Annotated in this window: 22 protein-coding genes and 4 pseudogenes; 22 read left to right on the top strand and 4 right to left on the bottom strand. The window is 52.1% G+C overall.

What is annotated here, in order from left to right; translation table 11 throughout:
* Nucleotides 1–74: 74 nt before the first annotated feature.
* From P378_RS08140 to P378_RS08105, 7 genes and pseudogenes are all read left to right on the top strand, one after another.
* A complete protein-coding gene (locus tag P378_RS08140; RefSeq protein WP_099082886.1) occupies nt 75–341 on the top strand; it encodes a helix-turn-helix domain-containing protein in 267 nt (88 codons plus the stop codon).
* A gap of 2,867 nt (nt 342–3,208) precedes the next feature.
* Nucleotides 3,209–8,060: pseudogene (locus tag P378_RS08135) on the top strand (N-6 DNA methylase); the annotation flags it as partial.
* Between the two features lie 287 nt (nt 8,061–8,347).
* Nucleotides 8,348–9,301 (top strand): DUF3991 and TOPRIM domain-containing protein, encoded by a 954-nt coding sequence (locus tag P378_RS08130; RefSeq protein WP_099082914.1) that lies wholly within the window; start codon nt 8,348–8,350, stop codon nt 9,299–9,301.
* Between the two features lie 105 nt (nt 9,302–9,406).
* Nucleotides 9,407–10,039, top strand: a complete 633-nt coding sequence (locus tag P378_RS24495; RefSeq protein WP_476588324.1) for a type II toxin-antitoxin system RelE/ParE family toxin — start codon at nt 9,407–9,409, stop codon at nt 10,037–10,039.
* A gap of 181 nt (nt 10,040–10,220) precedes the next feature.
* Nucleotides 10,221–10,522: pseudogene (locus tag P378_RS08115) on the top strand (prevent-host-death protein).
* Between the two features lie 3 nt (nt 10,523–10,525).
* The gene (locus P378_RS08110) at nt 10,526–10,978 is read left to right on the top strand and encodes a hypothetical protein (protein ID WP_099082884.1); all 453 of its coding nucleotides are present in this window, start codon (nt 10,526–10,528) and stop codon (nt 10,976–10,978) included.
* A gap of 74 nt (nt 10,979–11,052) precedes the next feature.
* Nucleotides 11,053–11,601, top strand: coding sequence for a hypothetical protein (locus P378_RS08105; RefSeq protein ID WP_099082883.1), 549 nt, complete (start codon nt 11,053–11,055; stop codon nt 11,599–11,601).
* Between the two features lie 325 nt (nt 11,602–11,926).
* Here P378_RS08105 and P378_RS08100 read toward each other — a convergent pair whose 3' ends face one another.
* Together P378_RS08100 and P378_RS08095 are read right to left on the bottom strand one after the other, a co-directional pair.
* The gene (locus P378_RS08100) at nt 11,927–13,030 is read right to left on the bottom strand and encodes an IS91 family transposase (protein WP_143338436.1); all 1,104 of its coding nucleotides are present in this window, start codon (nt 13,028–13,030) and stop codon (nt 11,927–11,929) included.
* Nucleotides 13,023–13,883, bottom strand: a complete 861-nt coding sequence (locus tag P378_RS08095) for a tyrosine-type recombinase/integrase (protein ID WP_099082882.1) — start codon at nt 13,881–13,883, stop codon at nt 13,023–13,025. Before P378_RS08095 ends, P378_RS08100 begins: the two co-directional genes overlap by 8 nt.
* Before the next feature lie 283 nt (nt 13,884–14,166).
* Between P378_RS08095 and P378_RS08090 the strand changes: the two genes are divergently transcribed.
* From P378_RS08090 to P378_RS23500, 5 genes are all read left to right on the top strand, one after another.
* Entirely contained in the window at nt 14,167–15,276 is a 1,110-nt protein-coding gene (locus P378_RS08090) for a hypothetical protein (protein ID WP_099082881.1), read from the top strand.
* 533 nt (nt 15,277–15,809) lie between these two features.
* Complete coding sequence (locus P378_RS08085; RefSeq protein ID WP_099082880.1) at nt 15,810–16,145, top strand: plasmid mobilization protein; 336 nt, start codon at nt 15,810–15,812, stop codon at nt 16,143–16,145.
* Entirely contained in the window at nt 16,138–16,482 is a 345-nt protein-coding gene (locus P378_RS08080) for a DUF3848 domain-containing protein (RefSeq protein WP_099082879.1), read from the top strand. The genes P378_RS08085 and P378_RS08080 overlap by 8 nt, the downstream gene beginning before the upstream one ends.
* A gap of 3 nt (nt 16,483–16,485) precedes the next feature.
* On the top strand, nt 16,486–17,877 hold the full coding sequence (locus P378_RS08075; RefSeq protein ID WP_099082878.1) for a relaxase/mobilization nuclease domain-containing protein: 1,392 nt from the start codon (nt 16,486–16,488) through the stop codon (nt 17,875–17,877).
* Entirely contained in the window at nt 17,828–18,319 is a 492-nt protein-coding gene (locus P378_RS23500) for a PcfB family protein (protein WP_338013864.1), read from the top strand. Before P378_RS08075 ends, P378_RS23500 begins: the two co-directional genes overlap by 50 nt.
* Nucleotides 18,320–18,421: 102 nt before the next feature.
* On the opposite strand, the gene P378_RS21380 is transcribed toward P378_RS23500, so the two are convergent.
* Entirely contained in the window at nt 18,422–18,568 is a 147-nt protein-coding gene (locus P378_RS21380; protein ID WP_238473041.1) for a hypothetical protein, read from the bottom strand.
* A 70-nt stretch (nt 18,569–18,638) separates the two neighbouring features.
* Between P378_RS21380 and P378_RS08065 the strand changes: the two genes are divergently transcribed.
* The 4 genes and pseudogenes from P378_RS08065 (at nt 18,639) to P378_RS21375 (ending at nt 21,823) form a co-directional block, all read left to right on the top strand.
* The gene (locus tag P378_RS08065) at nt 18,639–19,541 is read left to right on the top strand and encodes an ArdC-like ssDNA-binding domain-containing protein (protein ID WP_099082877.1); all 903 of its coding nucleotides are present in this window, start codon (nt 18,639–18,641) and stop codon (nt 19,539–19,541) included.
* Between the two features lie 12 nt (nt 19,542–19,553).
* Entirely contained in the window at nt 19,554–19,745 is a 192-nt protein-coding gene (locus P378_RS08060; RefSeq protein WP_092475092.1) for a hypothetical protein, read from the top strand.
* Nucleotides 19,732–21,480: pseudogene (locus tag P378_RS08055) on the top strand (VirD4-like conjugal transfer protein, CD1115 family); the annotation flags it as partial. The gene P378_RS08060 and the pseudogene P378_RS08055, both read left to right, overlap by 14 nt.
* Nucleotides 21,481–21,514: 34 nt before the next feature.
* The gene (locus P378_RS21375; RefSeq protein ID WP_099082913.1) at nt 21,515–21,823 is read left to right on the top strand and encodes a TrbC/VirB2 family protein; all 309 of its coding nucleotides are present in this window, start codon (nt 21,515–21,517) and stop codon (nt 21,821–21,823) included.
* A 43-nt stretch (nt 21,824–21,866) separates the two neighbouring features.
* Here P378_RS21375 and P378_RS19475 read toward each other — a convergent pair whose 3' ends face one another.
* The gene (locus P378_RS19475; RefSeq protein WP_180261021.1) at nt 21,867–22,061 is read right to left on the bottom strand and encodes a hypothetical protein; all 195 of its coding nucleotides are present in this window, start codon (nt 22,059–22,061) and stop codon (nt 21,867–21,869) included.
* A 57-nt stretch (nt 22,062–22,118) separates the two neighbouring features.
* Here P378_RS19475 and P378_RS08040 point away from each other — a divergent pair, with 57 nt between their 5' ends.
* The 6 genes and pseudogenes from P378_RS08040 to P378_RS08015 all read left to right on the top strand — a co-directional run bounded on the left by P378_RS08040 (nt 22,119) and on the right by P378_RS08015 (nt 26,557).
* Nucleotides 22,119–22,958, top strand: coding sequence for a VirB6/TrbL-like conjugal transfer protein, CD1112 family (locus P378_RS08040; protein ID WP_099082876.1), 840 nt, complete (start codon nt 22,119–22,121; stop codon nt 22,956–22,958).
* Between the two features lie 23 nt (nt 22,959–22,981).
* Nucleotides 22,982–23,218, top strand: coding sequence for a hypothetical protein (locus tag P378_RS08035; protein WP_099082875.1), 237 nt, complete (start codon nt 22,982–22,984; stop codon nt 23,216–23,218).
* Nucleotides 23,219–23,292: 74 nt separating this feature from the next.
* On the top strand, nt 23,293–23,565 hold the full coding sequence (locus P378_RS08030) for a hypothetical protein (RefSeq protein ID WP_099082874.1): 273 nt from the start codon (nt 23,293–23,295) through the stop codon (nt 23,563–23,565).
* A gap of 36 nt (nt 23,566–23,601) precedes the next feature.
* A complete protein-coding gene (locus tag P378_RS08025; protein WP_099082873.1) occupies nt 23,602–23,799 on the top strand; it encodes a hypothetical protein in 198 nt (65 codons plus the stop codon).
* Between the two features lie 61 nt (nt 23,800–23,860).
* Nucleotides 23,861–24,226 (top strand): PrgI family protein, encoded by a 366-nt coding sequence (locus tag P378_RS08020; RefSeq protein ID WP_099082872.1) that lies wholly within the window; start codon nt 23,861–23,863, stop codon nt 24,224–24,226.
* A pseudogene (locus P378_RS08015) lies at nt 24,219–26,557 on the top strand (VirB4-like conjugal transfer ATPase, CD1110 family). Before P378_RS08020 ends, P378_RS08015 begins: the two are co-directional and overlap by 8 nt.
* The last annotated feature ends 47 nt before the right edge of the window (nt 26,558–26,604 follow it).

Raw genomic sequence — 26,604 nt, 5'->3', positions numbered from 1 at the left:
CAGTTAGGGCAAAGTCAAGCGCTCTTTCATATGTTTATAAAATTATTTCTATCTGACAAGGAGGGAGGGAAAAGATGAACGATCTGACGAGATACAGGCTTTGCGCGGGCCTCCACGCCCCCGCGTCGGCAAAGCTCCTGTACTGCTACCTGCTGGACATGGCGGGAGGCCGCCACCACAGCGTGGTCATATCCATTAAAAGCCTTGGTAAAAGCGTGGGCCTGTCCCGTTCGGCCACCAGCAGCAATCTGAACCGCTTGAGGCGGTTGGACATGATCGGCATTGCTCCCCGGTACTCCGAGGACGGCGGCAGGCTGTCCAACCAATATCTGATGAAGTAAAGGAGGGATACGGATTGGCGACAAAGCTGCAACTGATTACCGAGCTTTCCGAAAGGACGGCCCGCAGCGTCACCAGAAGCCATGCCAACTGGACTTCCTTCCTGAAAACTGCGGCCTGGAGCTACAAATATCCGTTTCAGGACCAGCTTTTGATTTACGCGCAGCGGTCCGACGCGACGGCCTGCGCTCCTATTGAAGTGTGGAACGGGAAACTGGGACGGTGGGTGAACAAAGGCGCGAAGGGCATCGCCCTCATTGACGACAGCGGAAGCCGGTTAAGGCTCCGCCATGTGTTCGATGTGAGCGACACCAACAGCCGCTACAATCGTCCCGTCCTGCTGTGGGAAATGCGGGATAAATATGCCAAGGCGGTGACGGAATCCCTGGAAAACACCTTTGGCGATCTGGATGATAAGAACGATCTACCATCCGCGCTGGTCTCGGCGGCCCACAATGCGGTGGACGACAATTGCACGGATTACCTGTCCGAGTTGCTTTCTTTTCGGGAAGGCAGCTTCTTGGAAGAACTGGACGATCTGAACGTCGAGGTGTTTTTCAAGAACGCCCTGAAAAGCTCCGTGGCCTGCATGCTCTTAACCCGTTGCGGCTGCAATGCCGACGAATACCTGACCTTTGAGGATTTTCAGAGCGTCCTTAACTTCAACACCCTCGACACCATTTCCCGGCTGGGCGCGGCCACCAGCGACATAGCGGAAATGCTCCTGCGGGAAATCGAGGCCACAGTCAAGGACATGCAAAAAGCGGAGCGAAAGCAAAGCCGCACATTTGCCAAAAATCGCAGCACGCCCCACAATAAAAACATAAAGCCACATGATGAAAGGAGCGGTGAGCATGGAACTGACCTACACGCAGCAGGGCGATTATCTGATACCCGACCTGGCCCTGCCGGAAGAACAAACGCACATCGGCAAATATGGGATGTTGCGCAGAACATACCTGAAAAACCACCGGAAAGGAATGTACGCCAGCCTGATGCTGTCCGGGGACCTGAACAGCCACCTGGCGGAGATCGACCGGACGGCGCGGGAGCGCGTCGAGCGGATCACGGCGAAGCTCCTGGAAAAGAGCCCCGCGCCGAACAAGGCGACCGACCCGCTGGGCTGGACGGGGCACATGAACAGCCTCAAGCACCAGGCGGAGGAAAGCGTACTGACGGAGCTTATTTACAGCTAACCCTCCTGCCAACCGAGGAACAGCAAACAGCGGCCATAGAACAGGCGGAGGACGAAAAATCCTCCGCTTTTTCTATTCCGCAGGAAGCCATTGACGCGGTTTTGCGGCAAGGCAGCGGTGCCCAGGGCGGCAAATACCGGATTTATCTGCACTTCCAGCAAAACGCCTCCGCGAAAGAAAACGCCGAATTTCTGAAAAAGGAGTACGGCACCGGCGGACGCGCCCCTGCCCTGTTCGACCTGGACATTGACGAATGGCATGATGTCAAAGGCATCACCCTCACCAGGGGAAAGCGCACCGGGCCGGATGCCAAAATCCTTCTGCCCTGGATGAAGGTGCAGAATCGAATCGGCGAGTTGATCGCCGCCGGACGCTATTTAAGCGACAAAGAAAAAGAGTATCTGCCCGCCTACCGGCAGCAGATGGAGGAACGCCGCCAGCAGCTTGCTGAGGAAGCCTACGCCCGCGACAGCCTGAACCGAGAGCCCGCCCCTGCCGAGGCAAAGCCGCCTTCGCGGGAAAACGCGCATTACGCCTTTTCCCTTGGCAGCACGGTCTACATTGGCGCGGACGAATACGAGATTTTAGCCTATGACGAAAGCACGGTACAGCTTCGGGACATAAGCTTCCCGCTTTTCAACAAGGAGCTTGCGCGGAGCGACTTTGACCGGAGGCTGCGGGAAAATCCCCTCAACGACCACCTGATCGCCAACAAGCAGGAAACTGCTGCAATGCAGACGGAAGCTCCTGCAGAGCAACCAGCCGAAAAAGAGCAAGCGCCATCCCCCCGCGACCTGTACCGGACATATCTACCGGAGCTGGTCAGCCGGGTGCAGCAGGATGAGATATTCTCCTTCCTGCGGGACCGGGACACCGACCCCGATAGCGCCAAGCGGGAGCTGGACGAGGCCCTTGACCGGATTGCCCTTTCCATGCGGAAGGAACACCCGGACTTTTATGAAGCCTACGCCACCCTGCCGCAGTTTCGGGAATGGCTCCAGGAGGACGTATTCCAGCGGACCTATCAGGATTACCTGACGGAACCCCGCGACCTGGCGACCATCCACGGTGACGACCCCGAAGCGCCGGAGTGGGCGCGGCAAACCGGGGATCCCAGCGTCACCCGCCAGGATACCGTCACCATCGGCAGCGGCGGCGAGGGCGAATCCCCGACGCGGAAAGAAGACCGCTCCCCGCCGTTCTATCTGTTCAGTATTGATAAAGAAGCGGGAACGGTAGTTCTACAGGACTTGAATTCTCCCCAACAGCTCACGGTGCGTCTGGAGGCCCTTGACATCCACGGAATTGCCCGGCGGATGCAGGGCTCTTTTTTAAATGACGACGCGGCCCTCGAATACTTTCAAGACTTCAGAATCGGCATCTATCCCGACACGGATATTAAACAACCAGCCGAAAAAGAAATGGCCGCGGGCCTGGAATTGTCCATCGACGGCCGCCGCTTTGCCATTGACACCATCGACGAGGAAACCGGCACGGTCAGCCTGCGGGACATCACCTTCCAAAACGGCGTGGGCTTCCCCATCTTCCGCCGGGAGAGCGTCGGCTTTGTGCGCCGTGTTTTGGAGCAGCAGACGGAACCAGCTCGGCAGAAGGCGCAGAGCGGCGAGGCTGCCAAAGCCCGCCTGCACCTTGCGCCGGAACCAGCGAAGCAGCCCCGCGTCAATTTCCGGATCACCGATGACAACCTGGGCGTGGGCGGGCAAAAGACCAAGTACGCCTGGAATGTCGCGGCCATCCGTCTGGTCAACCAACTGGAGGAAGAAAACCGCCTGGCCACGCCGGAGGAACAGGAAATCCTGTCAAAATACGTCGGCTGGGGTGGCCTGCCGCAAGCCTTTGACGAGGCCAACCCCCAGTGGGCGAAGGAATACGCGGAGCTGAAGGAATTGCTGGAGGAGGATGAATACAATTCCGCGCGGGCCTCCACCCTTAATGCCCACTACACGTCGCCCGTCGTGATTAAAGCCATCTACACCTGTTTGGAAAACATGGGCTTTCAGACCGGCAACATTCTGGAGCCCGCCTGCGGCAGCGGCAACTTCTTCGGCCTGGTGCCCGAGAGCATGAAAGACTCCAGGCTCTACGGCGTGGAGCTGGACGGCGTCACGGGCCGGATCGCCAAGCAGCTTTATCAGCAGGCCAATATCGCGGTGCAGGGCTTTGAGGAAACCAACCTGCCCGACAGCTTTTTCGACCTGGCCGTGGGCAACGTGCCTTTCGGCAGCTATGGCGTAGCAGATAAGAAATATGACAAATACAAGTTTTACATCCACGACTATTTCTTTGCCAAGACCTTGGACAAGGTGCGGCCCGGCGGCATTATTGCTTCATCACGTCCAAAGGCACGATGGATAAGCAAAACCCCGAGGTGCGCAAATACATCGCGCAGCGGGCCGAGCTTTTAGGGGCGGTCAGATTGCCCAACAACGCGTTTCTGGCCAACGCCGGGACCGAGGTTACCACCGACATCCTCTTTTTGCAGAAGCGCGACCGCATCATCGACATTGAGCCGGACTGGGTGCATCTTTCCGCCACCGGGGACGGCGTACCCGTAAACCAATATTTTGCCCACAACCCGGACATGGTGCTGGGCACAATGGTCTTTGACAAGAGCATGTACGGCAACGAATCCGAGACCGCCTGCCTGCCCCATGAGGACGCCGACCTTGCCGAGCTTTTGCGGGAGGCGCTGGAAAACATCCACGCCGAGATTAGCGACTACGAGATCGACGATATTGGCGAGGACACGGATACCTCCTCCATCCCGGCGGACCCCAGCGTCCGCAATTTCAGCTATTGCCTGGTGGACGGCCAGATTTACTACCGGGAAAACAGCCGGATGAACCGGGTGGAAACCTCCGTCACGGCGCAAGGCAGAATTAAGGGCATGATCGAACTGCGGGACTGCGTCCGCGAACTGATCGAATACCAGACCGAGGACTACGGCGACGAAACCATCCGGGCGCAGCAACGCAAGCTTAACCGCCTCTACGACGCCTTTACCGCCAAATACGGCCTGATCAACAGCCGGGGCAACAGCATGGCCTTTGCCGACGACAGTGCCTACTGCCTGCTCTGCTCCTTGGAGGTGCTGGACGAAAACGGCGAGATGGAGCGCAAGGCGGACATGTTCAGCAAGCGCACCATCCGGCAGCGCGCCACCGTTACCCATGTGGACACCGCCGCCGAAGCTTGGCCATCTCCATCGCGGAAAAAGCCCGCGTGGACTTAGGTTTCATGCATGACCTGACCGGGCTTTCCGAGGAACAGCTTGCCGACGACCTGCAGGGCGTGATCTTCCGCAACCTCGGCGACCAAGACCCTGCTCAAGTGCCGAAAGCCTTTTTCGACATCACCCGTTGCCCCTTCGTTACCGCCGATGAATACCTTTCGGGGAATGTGCGGAATAAACTCCGCCTGGCCAGAGGGCTTGCCGAAACGCGACCCGACTTTGCGGAGCAGATCGCCCCCAACATCAAGGCGCTGGAAGCGGTGCAGCCCAAAGACCTGTCCGCCTCTGAAATCGACGTGCGTTTGGGCGCGACCTGGCTGCCTCCTGATGTTGTAGAGCAATTCATGTTTGAGCTGCTTGAGCCTCCGTATTATATAAAGTCCAAAATTCACGTAAGCTTTTCAAGCTATACCGCGATGTGGAATATTTCCGGCAAAAACGCCGACAGCACAAACATCAAAGCGGCAATGACTTACGGCACGAACCGTGTCAACGCCTATAAGATCATCGAAGAAACCTTGAATCTCAAGGACGTGCGCATCTTTGACACCAGATACGATGCAGACGGCAGGGAAACGCGCGTCCTCAACAAAAAAGAAACCGCCATCGCCCAGCAGAAGCAGGAGGCCATCAAGGAAGCGTTCCGGGATTGGATATGGAAAGACCCCCAGCGCCGTGAACGGCTGACCAGAATCTACAACGACCGCTTCAACGCCATCCGGCCCCGCGAATACGACGGCAGCCACATCAAATTCACCGGCATGAACCCGGAAATCAGCCTGCGCCAGCATCAGGTGGACGCGGTGGCCCACATCCTTTACGGCGGCAACACCCTGCTGGCCCATTGCGTGGGGGCGGGCAAGACCTACGAGATGGCCGCAGCCGCGATGGAAGGCAAGCATTTGGGGCTTTGCAACAAGAGCCTGTTCGTCGTGCCCAACCACCTGACCGAGCAATGGGCCGGGGAATTCTTGCAGCTTTACCCATCGGCCAACATCCTTGTGGCCACCAAAAAGGACTTTGAGACCAAGAACCGCAAGAAATTCTGCGCCCGCATCGCCACCGGCGACTACGACGCGGTGATCATCGGCCATAGCCAGTTTGAGAAAATACCCATTTCCGCCGAGCGGCAAAAGCGCCAATTGCAGGAACAAATATGGGAGATCACCGACGGCATCCGGGAACTCAAGGCGGAGCGCGGCGAACGCTATGCCATCAAGCAGCTTGAAAGGACCAAGAAGACCCTGGAATTGAAGCTGAAAAAGCTCAACGACACCAGCCGCAAGGATGATGTGGTCACCTTTGAGGAACTGGGCGTTGACAGGTTGTTTGTGGACGAGGCGGATTTTTACAAAAATTTGTTCCTCTACACCAAGATGCGCAACGTGGCGGGCTTGGCCCAGACCGAGGCGCAAAAATCCTCCGACCTGTTTGCCAAATGCCGGTATCTCGACGAACTGACGGAAGGCCGCGGCATCGTTTTTGCCACGGGCACGCCCATCTCCAACTCCATGACCGAGATGTACACCATGCAGCGGTATCTGCAATACGAAGCCCTGCGCAAACAAGGACTCCAGCATTTCGACTGCTGGGCCTCCACCTTCGGGGAAACCGTGACCGCCATCGAGCTTGCGCCGGAGGGCACGGGCTACCGGGCCAAAACACGCTTCGCCCGGTTCTACAACCTGCCTGAACTCATGAGCATGTTTAAAGAGGTTGCGGACATCAAAACGGCGGATATGCTGGACCTCCCCGTGCCCAAGGCCAATTATCACAATGTGGCTGTCAAGCCCAGCGAGTTTCAGCAGGACATGGTGGCCGAGCTTGGCGAGCGCGCCGAAAAGGTGCGCAACCGGATGGTGGAACCACACGAAGACAACATGCTGAAAATCACCAACGACGGACGCAAGCTGGCCCTTGACCAGCGGTTGGCCAATCCCATGCTGCCCGACCATGAAGAAAGCAAGGTGAACGCCTGCGTGGATAATATCTTCCGCTTATGGCAGGAGCACCGCGACCAAAAGCTGACGCAGCTTGTCTTCTGCGACCTGTCCACCCCGAAAAGCGACGGGAATTTCAACGTCTACGACGACGTGCGCCAAAAGCTCATGGCGCGCGGCGTTCCCGCAGGCGAGATTGCCTTCATCCACGACGCCAACACGGAAACCCGCAAAAAGGAGCTGTTTGCCAGAGTGCGCACGGGACAGGTACGCGCCTTGTTAGGCTCCACCTTTAAAATGGGCGCGGGCACCAATGTCCAGGACCGCCTGATCGCGCTGCACGACCTGGACTGTCCCTGGCGGCCCCGCGACTTGGAGCAGCGCAGCGGCAGGATTGTCCGCCAGGGCAACAAAAACGACGAGGTGCATATCTTTCGCTATGTGACGGAAAATACCTTTGACGCCTATCTCTATCAGATTTTGGAGAATAAGCAACGCTTTATCTCCCAGATCATGACCTCAAAATCCCCGGTACGCTCTGCCGAGGACATTGACGAAACGGCCCTTTCCTACGCGGAAGTCAAGGCGCTGGCGACGGGCAACCCGCTCATCAAGGAGAAGATGGATTTAGACATCCAGGTTTCCAAGCTTAAGCTATTGAAAGCGAACCACCTCAGCCAGCGTTACGCTTTGGAGGACAGATTGCTCAAACAATTCCCCCGGCAGATCAAATCCACCGAGGAACGCATTGCGGGCTATGAGAAGGATATTGCCCGGTATGAAAGGCACAGCGCCTTGCCACCCGCCGGAGGGGATGCCGAGGAAAGCAAATTCGCTGGCATGACGGTCAAAGACATTTCCTACCCCGAAAAGGCCAAGGCGGGCGCGGCCATCCTGGAAGCCTGCAAGCTGATGACCTCGCCGGAGCCACAGGAAATGGGCAGCTACCTGGGTTTTCCGATGCTGTTTTCTTTCGACAGCTTTAACAAGAAGTATCAAATCACGCTCCAGGGCGCTCTCAGCCATACGGTGGCCTTGGGCGCGGACGTGCATGGCAACATTACAAGATTGAATAATGCTTTGGCCGAAATGCCGAAAAAACTGGCGTATTGCCGGGAACAGCTAAAAGCCCTCCTCCAGCAGATGGAAACGGCCAAAAAAGAAATTGACATCCCCTTTGAGAAGGAGCAGGAGCTGCAAAGCAAATCCGCGCGGCTGCATGAACTGAACATCCTGCTGAATATGGACAAGGCGGAAAACGAGATCATGGACGACCAACCGGACGAGGACCTGGATATTTCCGAAAAAAAGGCCGTGGGCTATGAACGGTAAAGGCTGAATACGCTTTAGCAGTTTTGACTTTCTATTTTCCCAGGCTAAGAGTAAAACAAAAAACCAGGAAGGAGGCGCGTGATGAACGAACCTTTTATATTCCAGACCCTGCCGGAGATACTGCAACCCGAATGGAGGACATGGAGCGTATGCAGCTTTATTTTCGCGGGCATACGGACGGCTTTTCCTATATCAAAAATCGGCGCAATATAGCCGCATTGCAAAAATTTCGTGAAAAGCATCGGAAGACAAAATCCGGTGCTTTTTCACGTTTGGAGGTGATCGCTATGCCCTATGTGGCCCCGGAACAGATTAAGCGCGCCAAACAGATGGATCTGCTGACCTATTTGCAGCATTACGAGCCGCAGGAGCTGGTTCGCTTTTCCGGCAACGTCTATACCACCCGCACCCATGACAGCTTGAAAATATCCAACGGGAAGTGGTGCTGGTGGTCCCGCGGCATCGGCGGGCGCTCCGCCCTGGATTATCTCATCAAAGTCCGGGGCATGACGCTTCCCGAGGCGGTCATGCGGATAGACGGGCAGGCAGTTGTTATGCCGTCTGCCCCGTCAAAGGCGCGGGGACCCGCCCAGCCGAGAACGCTACTGTTGCCGGAGAAAAACAAAAGCAATGACCGCGTGGCTGCCTATCTAAGAGGGCGCGGCATACACAGCGCCTTGATAGATTACTGCCTTCAAACCGGACGGCTGTATGAAAGCCGCTACCGCCACAACGCGGTCTTTGTCGGCTTCGACCCGCAGGGTGTCCCCCGGTATGGCGCTCTCCGGGGCACATCCGGCAGCCGGTTTATGGGGGACGTAAGCGGCAGCGACAAGCACTTCTCCTTCTCCATTCCGGCAAGAGATAAATCCACAAAGCTGCATTTGTTTGAAAGCGCCATTGACCTTTTGTCCTACGGCACATTGGAGCTGCTTTCCGGCAGGGATTGGCGGCGGGAAAACTGCCTGTCCCTGGCGGGTATTTACAGGCCGAAAAAGAACATCGGAGAAAGCACCCCGCCCGCCGCTTTGATGCAATACCTCAAGGATTACCCACAAATAACCGAAATTGCCCTGCATCTGGACAATGACGCACCGGGAAGGCTGGCGGCGGAGACCATCAAGGCCCTCCTTCCCTCAACCTACACCATTTCCGACGAGCCGCCCCAGCGCGGGAAGGATTACAACGATTATCTCAGGGTTGTATTAAGGATACGGCAGTCAAATAGCATGGAAAAATGATTGCTTTTTAGATGTTTTACAAAAAATACAAAATCCTTGATTTGTGTTATCGTATATGATAACATGATGGTGAGGTGAAGCATATACTAAGATTAGAGGTGTATCATGGATTGGCAAGTGGAATACTATAAAAAGGAAAACGGAGATATTCCCGTACTGGATTTTCTGCTATCGTTGGAAGCAAAAATGCGGGCGAAAGCCTTTAGCGAAATAGAACTGCTGGAAAAGCATGGGCCTGAATTAAGGGAACCATACGTCAAGCCTATAAAAGGCAAAGGACTTTTTGAATTGAGAATCAAGTTCGCCTCGGATATCAGTAGGATATTCTATTTCACATACCGCCATAAGACTTTTGTGCTGCTTCATGGTTTCACCAAAAAACTCAAAAAACTCCGCAAAGAGAGATTGAACGGGCACTGCGTTATAAAGAAGATTATGAAAGAAGGTGTGACAATGAGTAAGGCAGGAGCAAAGTTTTCCGAAGTGAAAGAGCTTTTGATGAAGGACGAAGAATTCAAAGCGGAATACGAAAAGCTGAAACCGCGCTATGATGTGATTTCGCAAATCATTGAAGCACGCACCAGCCAAAATATTACCCAGGAAGAATTGGCGCTTCGGGTTGGGACCCAGAAATCCAATATCAGCCGCCTGGAAAGCGGAACGTACAATCCATCCCTGGACTTTCTGGCCAAGGTTGCCCGCTCCCTCGGCAAAGAGGTACAGGTTACGTTGAAATAAAAAATGCGAGAAAATCATAAAGAAGTTTGTGATAGCACAGATGATTAATAATTAAGGCACTGAGAGATCAGCGCCTTTTTATCGTGCTGAAACGAATAAATGCGCTTTTGCGCTGCTTTATTCATTGATTCGGGTAAAGAAGTATAATATGATTAGATTGTAATTATAAGGAATATAACAGATAAAACCCTATGTGAGTATTTTGCGCAATTACAATGGATTTGCGGCTTTCCGTAAGTTAACCGGAAAGCCGATATATCTTACAAAAACGGCGAGGGGGATCTCGTGGTGATGGATATAGAGGCGTTTACTCTCCGCGAGAAAATGCTGAAGCTGCGGGAAAAACTGCTGGCCGTCGAGGAAGACCGTCTGGCAGGACACACGGGAGTTACCCCCGATGAACTGGACAAATACCTGGACGGTATTATCGACGAGGTGGAGCATGGTGCAGGGCTGTTATGCGACATTGGCATGGGGGAATAAAACTTGGAGATATTTAAGATATTTTTAAGAATACCCAGTGTTGTAAGAGCAATTTATTTTTTGAGGATTTGGGGATATAAGTTTTATACAGTTATCCCAATTTCAAAAGCAATCAATCAAAATGGGTATAAAGAAAAAATAGGAAAGGCAATTAGAAGTATTACCGAAATATTGAATGACAACAAAAATCTCAAGACAGAAATACTTGAGTATTTTTCTTCAGAGGAACCCTATCATTATATGCTCATCGAGGAAGGCAGAGTTGAGTTTGAAATTGTATTGCTAAGTTTTTTGATGAAGGAGATTAATCTTTTACAGATATTTGATAAAGAGATAGAAATGCTGCCCAAAGAAGCTGATGAAAAGTATGGACTTGTGCAGCTAGGGAAGGGTAAAATATTTACTCACGAAGGAGTAAATTTCGAGATGATTTCTATTATTTTAATCCGTTTGTAAGGTTAGAAATTCGAGGAATAGAGCCACCAAAACTTATTCAAACATTAAGTAAATGCAATACTGCAGAAAATTCATTGTTATTGCGCTTAGATTGTAATTTAAGTGTTTCTTTGTCAGATTATAAACCCATATATTTTGAGTATTTTGAAGTCTATTATGGTAAAGAAATAAATCTTGATAACTTTGAGTTCCCGTTTAGTAAAAATGACACATATTTTTGTGTATTCAATCCAAAGACCATGAAAAAAATACAGTTTCGACTATCTTTAAAAGAAGATAAGAAATGGATTGAAGTTGAAGAACTATGGAATTACAAAGAATCACAAGAAATCTACATTACTCGATACCTACATTCGATATATGATGATTCAATTTGTCAATTCAATCACATTGATGGCTCAATAAATGTTTATATGAATAAGGAATACAATAAACGATACGCTTCTCAAATTTCTTCACACGCAAATTCTCATATAAAGCTTTGGCTTATCAAAGGACTAATTGACATAAAAGATTGGGCAAAGTTGATATTATACTATTTTGACGATTATGATTTGCTCATAGATGCGTTTACTGGCAAATTAACAGAAGAAATATTTGAAGAAGAATTATATCGCAAATAAGGCCAACGTCGCATAACTTTTAGAGATTTATGATGTTCCTAGGTGCGAAAAAAGCCCGCGATAAAATCGTGGCTTTGACCGAGTAATTGCTCTAATTAGCGCATTGAACATCATAAATCTGTTGTTGTACTGAACCGCTGCCGAGGGATCCCCGGAAATATGGGAATTCAATCTTTTCTGTTCGGGTAAAAAGTTCTCCTCGAAGAGTCTTTTTCCGGATAGTTTTAGGATTAATCCGAATAAAATTTAGGTTAAAGGCCTAAAATGGGTAGACCTTCCCCCTCCCCAAAACGGGCAGTTTTTAAAATATTAAGTTCGCCAGACTTTATGGACCAGCAGATTGATAGCTGCGGAAAACCAAAAGAATTACATTCCGGCTTCCACAACATCGGCAAGACCTGTTCTGCTTATGGAAGATATGTGCCAAGGGCTTGGCTCGGGTCAGCTTTATACACCTTGATAACTTGGTCTGGATATTTCGGCTGGAAAGCAGACCGTAATGCCTGATCTTGACAAAACGATCCGGGAGTACGTGAAGAAGAAACCGCCGGGTAAACTCCACCGCCTCAAGTGTCATAACTTTAGATTTAGCGTTATCCTTATAATCCTTCCAGGAAAAACTGACGGACTGACCGTCAAACGACTGGATTCTCGAATTGCTGATAGCCACCCTGTGAGTATAGCGGCCAAGATAACGAACCACATGAGCCGGAGTCTTAAATGGTTTTTTAGCGAAAACAACCCAGTTATTGCGGTATAACCTATCCACAAGGGAAAGGAAATTACTCTTGAACGACAATTCTGCTGCCTTATGATAAAAGCTCATTTTTCCCTCGAAGTAGGCTCGCTTCAGAAGGTAAAGGAACTTTCCTCGAAACTTCTTCGATATCACTCTAACCGGGATAAAGAACTTTTGGCTGGAACGAACGAACCGAAGTCCATCACTGGAAAGGCCACCGCCGGTAACAATACAATGGACATGAGGATGAAATGATAAATTCTGTCCCCAGGTATGCAGTACCGAAGTAACTCCGATTGTTGCCCCAAGAAATTTAGGGTCCTTGGCCAGTTCAATGAGAGTATGTCCCGCCGATTGAATTAGTATGAAATAAAGTAGCTTCTGATTTTGAAAAACCAGGGTATTCAGCTCTTGGGGGAGCGTAAAAACCAGATGGAAGTAGCCGACAGGCAAGAGCTTGGACATCTGAGCCTCAACCCACTCTTCTTGTACCGAATGCTGGCATTTTGGACAATGGCGGTTGCGGCAAGAGTTATAAGAAACTTCAACTGAGCCGCATTCCATACAAACTTCGGCATGGTAACCGAGTTTTGAAGTGCGGCAGTGACGAATCATATGAAAGGCTTTGGCTTGAGCAGGAGACAGCGTATCAAGCCGGACGTGATTAAATATATCCTGAAGCTCAGGCATCGGAATCACATCCGTCAAGAGGACTTTTTACAGAGGCAATATGTTTAGTGGATAGGTGGATATAATTAGAGGTCGTCGAAATATCGCTGTGGCCCAAAAGTGTTTGGATCGTCCGCAGGTCGGCATTTGCTTCGAGAAGATGGGTAGCAAAACTGTGGCGGAGCGTATGAACGGTAGCCGGTTTCGAAATGCCGGCTCTGAGCTTGGCCATCTGAAAAACATATTGAATGTTCCTGGCGGCAAGCGGTTTACCCGGAACCTGTCCGGGGAAAAGCAAATCCGTTGGCTTATAAAGTTTCCAATAGGCTCTGAGCATTTTCAGGTTTTCAAGCGATAGAATGGTTAAACGATCTTTGTGGCCTTTGCCTTGGTTAACGCGGATCAACATACGATTAGAATCGATGTCAGAGACCCGAAGGTTAAGGGTTTCGCTAATGCGAAGGCCAGAGGAGTAAGTGGTCAGGAGAATAACTTTGTGCTTAAGATTATGGACCTGATCAATAATGGATAGGATTTCGTCTTTAGACAAAACGCAGGGCAGCTTTTTCGGTCTTTTGGGCCGGATGATAACGTCATCGGACCAATTATACTGAAGCACTTTGTTAAAAAAGAGCTTGAAAGCGTTGCAGGAGATATTCACATTACTGTAGCTGACGCCGGATTTAATGCGGTGGTGAAGGTACTCCTTAAGTTCGTCGGGAGAAACCTGGTAAGCCGGTTTGTCGAAATATTTTTCCAGGAGCCTTAAATGAGATAGATAATGTTGCAGGGTTTGAGGGGATAGACCGCGAAGTTCAATTTCGACCTTCATTTGTTGGAAATAACCAGGAAGGGTTAAACAGTTTTGAGTCATGATAATCCATCCTTTCGAGATTGATAGGGGTGTCAGAAAAGATGATATCATGACTCAAATTAAATTAGTTTGCTATAAATAGCCACCGCGCAGCGGTTTAGTACAACACTCGCTTCACACAAGGCTGGTACCGGAACCGAATCCCAGTCCGGCATTACGCCACAGCCCTTCGCCGGATGCAAGCACCGCAAAGGAGATGGGCTCCGTGGGTCCGGCTCAGGGGCGTCGTGAAGCTGGGAACGTAGGCGACAATGCAACTGCGGAGAATATGAGGTGAGTAATTATGAAATATATTAACGCGGATATCTCGGAAGAAGATTTGGAGGAGTTTTTTCCGTTTTATAGAGATTATTATCGTGATATTTCCGATTATACAAGGTTTCATGATGCAATCGATCGATTCATTTGGCTGATTCGATATAGGTATTCAGATAAAGAGGCAATGAAAAGTAAAAAGTATCGTTTAGATTTACTATTTCAACAATATATAAAAGAACATAGGATTAAGCCGGAAGATTTAAAGAAAAACTTAATTGGTAAGGTATATTCGAATGAAAAGTTTACATATTTTCTACAACAAGGTTGGTATAATGAGCTTGCCACAGCATTCCCCTTTATCGACGACCCAATGAATCTTAGTACAAACCTAGTTTCATCAAATTCTAATTGGAAAGTTGACTTATTTCCTTCATGGTACATTATAAAAAGTTATTATGCTGTATATTCTTTCCATAATGCTTTTGTATTCACTAATTCAAACAATATTAATACTTTTCAGCATAGAAAGCCTACCAATCATTTTAATAATGCACTTTTAAAAAAGTTTACAAACAAACTAATCTATTATCCATTTAATTTATCTGATCCAATTATTGAAAATGCAGGCTATTTAAGAGGTGTAAACAAAAAAGAATGGGGATATATGTATTCAAAGTATCCTCGAAATCCATCTCAAAGCTTTTATGACGTTGAAAATGATTATTTAAATGATTTAAAAATGGTTCGAAATGAGTTGAAATGTACTGCACCTGCTACCATTATTGATTTACTGTATTTGTTTAGAGTTTGGGCAAATTATATTGGAAATGATACAGTTGTTAATTTAAGAAGTGGAGGATTATTACTTTTTTTAGAAAGAAATCTATATTCTTTAATTTTCTTTTTTGGAGGATTATGTGAATTATTAGCAATAGGATTTCTTGGAGAAGATGAGTTTTTGAAAGTATTTAAGAAGTTTTATGAGAGTTTTATACATGAGAAGAAGGACCTTTATGAAAATTGGTTTTACATACCTCTAATTAATAGAATTAGGATATATGAACATTTAGGATTAGTATCAAAGTTGCCAAATGAGATAAAACCACCTAACAAAGACCTTTTAAAACTATACTAAAGCGCATATCGCCTAAACATCGTATTTCTGCTTACGCATGCGTTCGCATTAATCCATAATATAATCAATTTCTAATGTTGTTGAAGGTGCTGAAATCAGTGCCTTTTTCTTTTGCCCAAAATTAAGAAAGGCGGAAACCACAAGGATGCGCTATTTCATGGCCATCGCGCGCAGAATACTTCGCTGGCGTTGAGTTTATCATGCGAAAAAAATGGACACACGGAATAAAAATCACAAATGCCGTGGCCGGGAACGATGTACCACGGCATTTTCTTTTCGGCTGGTGATACAAGAATAATCGTAACCCACGCCCAACATAAGACTACTGTCTTGTGTTGCAGCAAGCACTGAATTTGGCTAGCCAAATTCGCTTGTTAGGGGCTCTCGGCCCCTAATACCCCCTTCATACTACACTCCTATTAATCAAGAAAAGAGGTGCTATGAATGAACGAACTGCAACAAAAGTGGTGGGAGGAATTTCGCGCCCTCATTGAGTGCAAGGACATCCATCCTCCGCGAAAGGAGCTGGAGCGATGAGAAAACGGAATATCCAAATCATTGTACGGCTAAACGCCAAAGAGCAACAAAATCTTGCCAAGCAGGTAAAGAAATCAGGGCTTTCACAGGAAGCATTTATTCGTTCCCTTATCAATGGCTATGTGCCCAAGGAGCTGCCCCCTCTCGACTATTTTGCCATGACGCGGGAACTGCATGCCATCGGCGGAAACTTGAACCAGATTGCGGCCAAGGCCAATGCTACCGGGCATATTGACAAGACGGTATTTCAATACGAAGCCAACCGGCTCAGAAAGGCGGTACAGGATATTATGGAAGCGGTCACAGCGCCGGAAAGGAGAACCAATGGATAAGGAAACACAACTAATAACCCGTATCAACCGTAACTTTATGGACTACAAGGCAAAGATGCTTAAACTGGACGGACAGAAAATTTTTGAAAAAGCAGAGGAAATCGCCGCCTATACACAGGCCCACTGGTATTTGACAGTAGACCATCGCTATGAACCGGAGGAACTGGATTGCCTCCTGCTGTTTCAAAACCCCCTGGAGGTTGTGACCGACCAATACCAAAATGAGGTACGGTGTGTGAACGACGTGCTTGAGCTTGTCGTGATGAATACCTGCGACAAGCGGGAGGCTCTTGCGGATTACCCTTTGCTGAAAAAGCACGGGGAGCCGGAGCGATGAACGATGGCAACCACAGCCATATGGGACGTGACCGACCGCCTTGACCGGGTAATCGACTACGCCGCCAACCCCGAAAAAACCGAAAACCCCGATTTTGCCAGTCCCGAATTTCAAGGCTTGCGCAAGGTGCTGGATTATACCCAGCAGGATGTCGAAACCGAAAAGCAGTTTTATGTAACAGGCATCAACTGCGATCCGGCCACCGCCTGCGAGCAGATGGGCCGCACAAAGCGGCAATATCAGAAGCAGGACGGCATCCTGGCCTTTCACGGCTACCAAGCCTTTGCGCCGGGAGAAGCCACCCCCGAAACCGCCCACGCCATCGGCGTGAAGCTGGCAAAAGAGCTTTGGGGCGACCGCTTTGAAGTGGTGGTGTCCACCCACCTTGACAAGCAGCATCTTCATAACCATTTTGTCCTGAATTCCGTGTCCTTTGTCGATGGGAAAAAATATTACGACAACAACGCCAGCTACGCCCTCATGCGGCAGACATCCGACCGGCTGTGCCGGGAACATGCCCTTTCCGTCATTGAAAACCCACAGCGCGGCAAGTCCAGGCACTATGCCGAATGGAAGGCCGAGCGGGAAGGTAAACCCACCTGGCGAGGCCTGATCCGGGAGGACGTGGACCAAGCCGTTGCCGCCGCCATGACCTTCACCCAGTTTATCGCCGCCCTGCGCAAAGAGGGCTATGAGGTGAAAACCGGCGTGAAACACCTGGCGGTGCGTCCTTTAGGCAAGGAACGGTTTGTCCGGCTGAAAACCCTGGGCGACGATTACGCCGAGGAAGCCATCAAACGGCGCATCCTGCAAAACCGCACACCCCGGCGGCCGCCCCCCTTGCCGGAGCCGAAGCGAAAACGCTGTGCCTTCAAAGGTTCTCGCAAGACGGCGAAAAAGCTCACCGGCCTGCAAGCGTTATACTTCCACTACCTCTATAAAATGGGCATCCTGCCCAAGCCCCGCGCGTCCCCCCGAAGGACGCATTTTTTATTGCGCGAGGACCTCCGGCATCTGGAGGAAATCACTGCCCAAACCAAGCTTCTCTGCAAAAACCGTATTTCCAGCAAGGAACAGCTTTTCGCCTACCGCTCAACCGTGGAGCAGGAAATGAGCGCCCTGTCCGCCCAACGCAAGTCCCTTTACAATCGCATCCGCCGGTGCGGGGACGAGGAGCAGGCGACAGCCTATAAGCAGCAAATCGCCGGGCTGACCGGCCAAATCAGCCAGCTTCGCAAGGAGGTGAAGCTCTGCACGGGCATCCTGTCCCGTTCCGGGGAAATGCGGGAAAAGCTGTCCCGGATCAAACAGGAAGAAATCCAGCAGCGAAAGGAGGAAAAAGCCTATGAGCAGCGGAGCCGACGCCGTGGACCAAGCCGTCAGCCTGAGTCTTAAGGGGATCGAGGTAATGGCCAGAATCTCCGGCGAGGGGGCCAAGAACCTGGCCACCTATTTGTATGCCGTTCTCACAGACCAAAAGAAAACCAGGGGGAAAATCCGGCTGGAAGGGCTGTTGCGCAGCGGCAAGGAACTGAAAGTCTTCGCGGTCAGGAACGAGGACTTGCAGAAATTCACCCAGGAGGCCAAACGCTACGGCGTCCTCTATTGCGCCCTCCGTGACAAAAAGGACACGGACGGCATGTGCGACATCATGGTGCGGGCCGAGGACGCTCCAAGATCAACCGCATCGTGGAACGCTTCAAGCTGGCCACCGTGGACACCGCCAGCATCAAGAGCGAAATCCAGAAATCCAGGGCCGCCAAACAAGAGGAAAAAGCGCCCGCCGAAAAGGAAACGCCCGCCGAAAAAAGCGCGGACGATTTTCTGGACGAGCTGATGGCCAAGCCCGATCAGCCGGAGCCGGAGCGGACCGACAACCCGAACTCCACGATGGACCTACGGCGGCGAAGGCGGAGAAATCCCCTCCGTCCGAGCCTACTTACGAGCGCAGCGGGAAAGCCGCCGGGGGTACGAGTGAGCCGGAGCGAAAATCCGTCCGGCAGGAACTGAAGGAAATCCGGGAAGCCCACCGGGAGCAGGCGGAACCCAAGCGGGAGGCGGCCAAAGAACAGGCCAAATCCGCCAAGCCGCCTGTCAAATCGGGCCAACAGAAATCCAAAGCCAAAAAGTCAAAACCGAAAGAGAGGTAAATCCACATGAGCAATTTTGACGATCTTTTCCGGCAGGAACAAGGCCAAACCACGCCCATAAGCGGCCAGCCCTTCGACAAGGAAGCCTGGGCGCAGAAAAAGCAGGAGCAGCGGGAAGCGGTGTACGCCCTGATCGACGAAACGGCGACAGCCGTGGCGCGGGACGGAGACACCTTCCAAAAATATCTGAACGTGCAGAGCCGCTTTGACCGCTACAGCGTTGCCAACGCCCTTCTAATCCTGGCGCAAAAACCGGAGGCCACCCGCATCGCGGACTTTGACACCTGGAAGGAACAGGGCGCGTACATCTGCAAAAAGGAAACCGGCTTTTTCATCATCGAGCCGGGCGAGGAATACCAGCGCGCGGACGGTTCCACCGGCATCAGCTACAACCCCAAAAAGATGTTCGACATTTCCCAAACCGGAAACAGCCGCAAACGGGAAACCCCCGTCTATCCCGACGAGCGCACCCGCATCAAGGCGCTGCTGGCCCACGCCCCCGTGCCCGTCCGCATCAGCGACACGCTGCCGAGCGGCGTGAACGCCCTGTACCAGCCGGACAAGCGGGAAATCCAAATCCGGCGCGGCCTGGACGCCAATCATATTTTCCGGGCTCTCGCCCAAGAGCTGGCTCAGGCGGAAATGGACAAGGGCGACGGGAGCTACAACCGTTCCGAGCAGGGCTTCCGCGCCTATTGCGCGTCGTATATGCTCTGCAAGCAGTACGGCGTGGAAACGGACGGCTTTTACCACTTCGAGGGGGTTCCCCAAAGGCTGGAGACTTTGGAGCCGCAGGAAATCCGGGCCGAGCTTACCGTCATCAAGGAAGCCGCAGGCGAAATTTCCGGCCGGATGAACCGGATGCTTAACCAAGAGCGGCAGCAAAAGCGGCAAGAACCGGAACGTTAGGAGGGATCGCCCATGAAGGAAGAAGAAAGGGTGCTGACCCTGGACGACTACGAATACGGCGTGGTGGTAAACGCCCTCAACGAACTGCGAAACGACCTGATTAAAGAGGAACGGCCCACCGACGCCGTGGACGAACTGCTTTTGAAAACCATCGACGCCCCGACCAAAAAGCAGAAGCGCAGAAACCACGATGAAGCGCGCTGAAACCGCCAGGAGCAATCTCATCCTCTGGGCGGTTTTTTTAATTCCGGTGGTGTGGGCGGCCTTGCTGGTCGCCCCCTCCCTTTCCGGCGGCCTGCCCGAAATCCTGGAAAACCTCACGGCGGCGATGAACGATCCGTTTCATATCCAATGGGTGGATCATTCGCCCAAGTGCGTTTTGCTCTTTGTCGCCGCCTACGGCATGGGCATCGGGATATACCTGTCCACCAAGCGCAATTACCGGCCCAGGGAGGAACACGGCAGCGCCCGCTGGGGCGGCGCGGCGGCTGTCGATAAGAAATACCGGGACAAGAATCCGCAGAAGAACAAAATCCTGACCCAGAACGTCCGTATCGGACTGGACGGCAGGAAGCACCGGCGCAATCTGAACGTTCTGGTGGTGGGCGGTTCCGGCTCCGGCAAGACCAGGTTTTACGCGAAACCCAACGTCATGCAGGCCAACACCTCTTTTGTGATCCTCGACCCCAAGGGCGAAATCCTGCGGGATACCGGAAACCTGCTCAAAGCCAGGGGCTATGACATCAAGGTACTGGATTTAATCAACATTCATCTGTCCCACTGCTACAATCCCTTTACCTATTTGCAGGACGACAAGGACGTGCTGAAGCTGGTCACCAACCTGATCCGCAACACCACACCCAAGGGCTCCAACACCAACGACCCCTTTTGGGAACGCTCCGAAACCGCCCTGCTGGAGGCCCTCATCCTCTACCTGCTCTACGAAGCGCCGGAGGATGAGCGAAACTTCCCGATGGTCATGGAGATGATCGCCGCCGCCGAGGTGCGGGAAGAGGACGAAACCTACCAAAGCCCCCTGGACGAGCTGTTTGAGCGGCTGGCCATGCGGGAGCCGGAGCATCTGGCGGTCAAACAGTACAACATCTTCAAGCTAGCCGCGGGTAAAACCGCCAAGTCCATTTTAATCAGCCTGGGCGTCCGGCTGGAAAAGTTCAACCTGTCCACCATCGCGGGCATCACCACGGTGGATGAAATGGCGCTGCCCGCCATCGGGGAGAAAAAGACGGCCCTGTTTGCCGTCATCCCAGACAACGACAGCAGCTTCAATTTCATTGTGGGGATGCTCTACACCCAGCTTTTCCAGCAGCTTTACTACCTGGCCGACCATGTTTACGGCGGCAGGCTGCCCCTGCACGTCCATTTCGTGATGGACGAATTCAGCAATGTCGCCCTGCCGGATGAGTTCGACAAGCTTCTTTCCACCATGCGCAGCCGGGAGGTCAGCGTCTCCATCATCCTGCAAAACCTGGCCCAGCTCAAAGCATTGTTTAAAGACACCTGGGAGTCCATTGTCGGCAACTGCGACGAATTCCTTTATCTAGGCGGCAACGAGCAAAGCACCCACAAGTATGTGTCCGAGCTTTTGGGCAAGGAAACCATCGACCTGAACACCTACGGGCAGAGCAGGGGCGCTCACGGCAGCTACTCCACCAATTTTCAGTTGTCGGGCCGGGAGCTTCTTACCCCCGACGAGGTGCGCATGCTGGACAACCGCTACGCCCTGCTGTTCATCCGGGGCGAACACGCCGTCATGGACGACAAGTACGATATTCTCAAGCACCCGAATTTGAAGCTAACCGTTGACGGGGGCGGCCAACCCTACCGGCACGGCACCACGGAACACGCCCTGGACTGGAAAGCCGTGGCTTTAAAGGAAGACGGCGATTACGAGCTGCTTTCCGAGGAAGAACTCGAAAGCTATCCCCATCATAAAAACAGGAGGAATGATCCTTATGAAAATGTTTGGAAAAATCAAAAGGGTTTTTGCCGTTTGCTGCGTACTGGCGCTGATGCTGACCCTTTTCGCCGTTCCCGCATACGCGGCAAACGATCCGCTTCAGGTGGTCAACAACCTGTCCGAATTTATCTTCGGGCTAATCCGCGCCATCGGGCTGATCCTGCTGGGCTTCGGCATTGTGCAAATCGGCCTGTCGCTGAAATCCCACGACCCGAGCCAGCGGGCCAACGGCTTTCTGACCCTGGCGGGCGGCGTCATCATCACCTTTGCCAAGGAAATCCTTAATCTCATCACAGGAGGTTGATGGCCATGTTTAACAAATTCCCGATCATTGAAAACATGCACATTCATTCCCTGGACGGCGAACTGCGGGAAGCACCATCCTGGGACGGCTGGGCGACAACGATTATCTTGCCGAATATAACGGCGTCAAGTGCCATGCGATCTACAACCCCTTTGTCAATCATTTCTATGTGGACGACAAGTATGGCGTCATCAAGGACAAAAAGCCCGGCAGGACGAGCCATGCCGGTAACGATCACAGGAGCAAAGCCCGCGCATGAAACGCGGGCTTTGCTTTGGGAACGAGGTGAGTTTATTTGGAAAACGGCAACTGGGTGATTGAGAACCTGAACAACGCCCTGGGAACCTGGAACGAAAAGCTGGCGGAAATCTGGCAGCTTGTCACCCAGTCCCCCACGGAATTCCGGGGCGGCGGCATCTGGCACGTCATTGCCGACATCCACGGCGCGCTGCAGGCTATTGGCCTGGCACTGCTGGTATTGTTTTTTGTGATCGGCGTGGTCAAGACCTGCGGCAGCTTTGCGGAGGTGAAAAAGCCGGAACACGCCCTGAAGCTGTTCATCCGCTTCGCTTTGGCGAAAGGCGTGGTGACCTATGGATTGGAACTGATGATGGCGCTCTTTAACATTGCCCAGGGGATCATCTCCACCATCATGAGCAGCGCGGGTTTCGGCACCACCAGCCAAGCCGTTTTGCCGCAGGCCATCGTGCAGGCCGTCGAGGAGTGCAGCTTCTTGGCGAGCATCCCCCTGTGGGCGGTGACGATCATCGGCAGCCTGTTCATCACGGTGCTGTCCTTCATTATGATCCTGTCGGTGTACGGTCGTTTTTTCAAATTATTCTTATATACCGCCATTGCCCCCGTACCTTTGGCCTCCTTTGCCGGGGAGCCCAGCCAGAGCATCGGCAAAGCCTTTCTCAAAAGCTATGCCGCCGTCTGCCTGGAGGGGGTCATCATCGTCCTGGCCTGCGTTATCTTTTCCGTCTTTGCGGCCGCCCCTCCGGTGGTGGACGCCAGCGCCAGCGCCGTGACGATGGTGTGGAGCTATATCGGGGAGCTGGTTTTCAACATGCTGATATTGGTCGGTGCGGTGAAGATGGCCGACCGGGTGGTGCGAGAGATGATGGGATTATAATTTTTGGATGGGAGGAAAACAAAATGAGTAGTAAAGCGATTTCAAGCAGCGATCCCAACGCTCTGGAAAAGCTGAACACGAAGCTGGAAGCCTGCGAGAAACGGCAGGCGTATATGAAAGAGGTCAACGCCTATTACCGAAAGTTCGGCACGTGCCAGGCTGCCCCGCTGTATCGGACGAGATGGCCGCGAAAATTGACGCGAAAATCGAAAGCTCGTCTTATTCGTGGGATAAGCAGCCGTTTGCAAGCTATGAGCTGACCAACAACAATTCCGAGATAAAACGGATCAAGCAGCGGATCAATGAGCTTGAAAGACACCGGGAGGTTGGTTTTGTGGGATGGAAGTTTGCGGGCGGCGAGGCGGTAGTCAACAATGACATCAATCGCTTGCAGCTTTTTTTCGACGAAAGGCCGGACAAAGAAAGATGTTCCGTTTTGAAGCGCAAGGGCTTTCACTGGTCGCCGCGGGAGGGCGCATGGCAACGGCAGCTAAACGACAATGCCATCTATGCCGTGAACTATGTTGATTTTGTCAAGCCCCTTGACGGCAGGAGACCGACGGAATTGCAGCCGAAAGCTCCGCAGCGGGATACCGGGGCACGGTGATAATGATAAATGAATCAGGCAAAGGAGATTTCGGCTATGAAAAAGGCGGCTCTCAATGACAAGCTGGAAAAAGAGCAAGAAAAACTGCGCAAACTTGGGGAGGAAGCCTTGAAAAACGGTATCCCCCTCACCCAGGATGAGGCATTTATGGCGCAGAACCGCAAGGTTGACGCCTTGGTAGTTAAGGTAACTAAGGAGCAAGAACGGCACAGGAAAAATCGGCAGGAACGATAAGACCGATAATCCGATGGCGCTTTGTTAAAGAGGCGCTATTTTTTGTGGAGGTGATGATATTTTGGAAGTCAAGATCAATCGGGAAATCCGGGACTATACCGAGAGCCTGTTTTTTGGACTGTCCATGCGGCAGTTCATTTTTTCTGTTCTGGCCATCGGAGTGGCCATAGGCATCTACTTTGGCTTGCGGAGGTTTTTTGGGACGGAAACCGTAAGCTGGATGTGCATTCTGGGAGCCGCCCCCTTTGCCGCCCTCGGTTTTATTCAATACCACGGCATGACGGCGGAGCAATTTCTCTGGGCCTACCTTAAGTCGGAATTTCTCCTGCCCAAGCGCCTGACCTTTCATCCGACCAACATCTATTACGAAGCCCTGAAACCCGCCCTGGAAAAACGTGAAAAGGAGGCATGGAAAGGCCATGATTAAAACCCTGCAAAAAATCATGAAGCAGGACAAGGAAAGGTTTGTCGTCCCCAAAGGCGTACAGCAGGCCATCCCCATCCGCGCCATCTGGCCGGACGGTATTTTTCAGGTAGGAAACAAGTTTTCCCGGACCTTTCGCTTCGAGGACATCAATTACGCCGTGGCCTCCAAGGAGGACAAGGAAGCAATGTTTCTGTCCTATTCGGAGCTTTTGAATTCCTTTGACAGCGGCGCGACCACCAAAATCACCATCAACAACCGCCACCTGAACAAGACGGACTTTGAAAACTCCATTCTGATCCCCCTCCGGGAGGACCCCCTGGACGAATACCGCAGGGAATACAACCGGATGCTTTTGGAGAAGGCCACCGGCGCGAACAGCATCGTGCAGGACAAATACGTCACCGTATCGGTAGCGAAAAAAGCATCGAGGAGGCACAAAACTACTTTTCCCGTGTCGGCACGGACCTGATCACCCACTTTTCCCACCTGGGTTCCAAATGCGCGGAGTTGGACGCCACCGACCGCCTGAGAATCCTGCACGACTTTTTCCGCTCCGGCGAGGAAACGTTTTTCCGTTTCGACCTGTCCGAAACCATGCGCAAGGGACACGACTTCAAGGACTACATCTGCCCCGACACCCTGGAGTTTGAACGCGATTATTTCCGCATGGGCAACAGATTTGGACGAGTCATTTTTCTGCGAGAGTACGCCAGCTTCATCAAGGACAGCATGGTGGCCGAGCTGTGCGACTTAAACCGCAGCATGATGCTGTCCCTGGACATCATCCCCATCCCCACCGACGAGGCCGTGCGGGAGGTGGAAAATCGGCTACTGGGCGTGGAAACCAACATCACCAACTGGCAACGAAGACAGAATCAAAATAATAATTTTTCCGCTGTTGTGCCTTACGACATGGAACAGCAAAGAAAAGAGAGCAAAGAATTTCTGGACGACCTGACCACCCGCGACCAGCGCATGATGTTCGCCGTTTTGACAATGGTGCATATCGCAGACAGCAAAGAGCAGCTTGACAGCGACACGGAAACTTTGCTGACCACAGCCAGAAAGCACCTGTGCCAGTTCTCTCCCCTGGCCTGGCAGCAAATGGACGGCCTGAACACGGTGTTGCCCTACGGCCTGCGCAAAATTCACGCCATCCGGACCCTGACCACCGAAAGCACAGCGGTGTTCATCCCTTTCCGGGCGCAGGAAATCGCCCACAAGGGCGGCATCTACTACGGCCAGAACGTTATCAGCAAAAATATGATTATCGCCAACCGGAAATTATTGCTGAATGGCAATTCTTTCATCTTGGGCGTTTCCGGCTCCGGCAAATCCTTCACGGCCAAGCGGGAAATCGTCAACCAGATGCTGGCCAGCGACGACGACATCATCCTCATCGACCCGGAGCGCGAGTATTCGTCGCTGGTCAAGGCGCTGGGCGGCGAGATCGTCCACATCTCCGCCACCTCCAAAAACCACATCAACGCGATGGACATGAGCAAGGATTACGGAGATGGCGCAAACCCGGTCATCCTGAAATCCGAATTTGTCCTGTCCCTGTGCGAGCAGCTTATCGGCGGCCAGAACCTGGGTGCTAAGCAGAAATCCCTGATCGACCGCTGCACCGCCAATGTCTACCGGAAGTACCTGCAAAGCAACTTCAAGGGGAAAACGCCCACCTTGCAGGACTTCCATGGGGAGCTTTTAAAGCAGGCGGAGCCGGAGGCCCAAGAAATTGCCCTAGCCATCGAGCTTTTTACTTCCGGCAGCCTGAACACCTTTGCCAAGGCCACCAACGTGGACGTGACCAGCCGCCTGATCTGCTACGACATTCTGGATTTAGGCAAGCAGCTTCTCCCCATCGGCATGCTGGTCGTATTGGACAGCATTCTGAACCGCATCACCCAGAACCGGGCCAAAGGAAAAAACACCTTCATTATTATTGATGAAATCTACTTGCTCTTTCAGCATGAGTACAGCGCCAACTTCCTGTTTACCCTCTGGAAGCGGGTGCGTAAGTACGGCGCATTTTGCACAGGGATCACCCAGAACGTGGACGATCTTTTACAGAGCCATACGGCCCGGACCATGCTGGCCAACAGCGAATTCATTGTCATGCTCAACCAGGCTTCCACGGACAGAATGGAGTTGGCCAAGCTGCTGAACATTTCCGACCTGCAATTAAGCTATATCACCAACGTGGATGCAGGCAACGGCCTGATCAAGGTGGGCAGTTCCCTGGTGCCCTTCACCGACCAATTCCCGCGCAACACCAAGCTCTACAACCTGATGACCACCAAGCCGGGCGAACAGGCCCAGGCTGAATGAAGCTGCCAAGCACCAACGGCTGGCCGTAATTTTCCGGCCAGCCGTTC

The organism is Desulforamulus profundi, from assembly GCF_002607855.1.
Note: the sequence above shows the minus strand (reverse complement) of the source record. Positions and strands in the feature narration are given on the sequence as shown.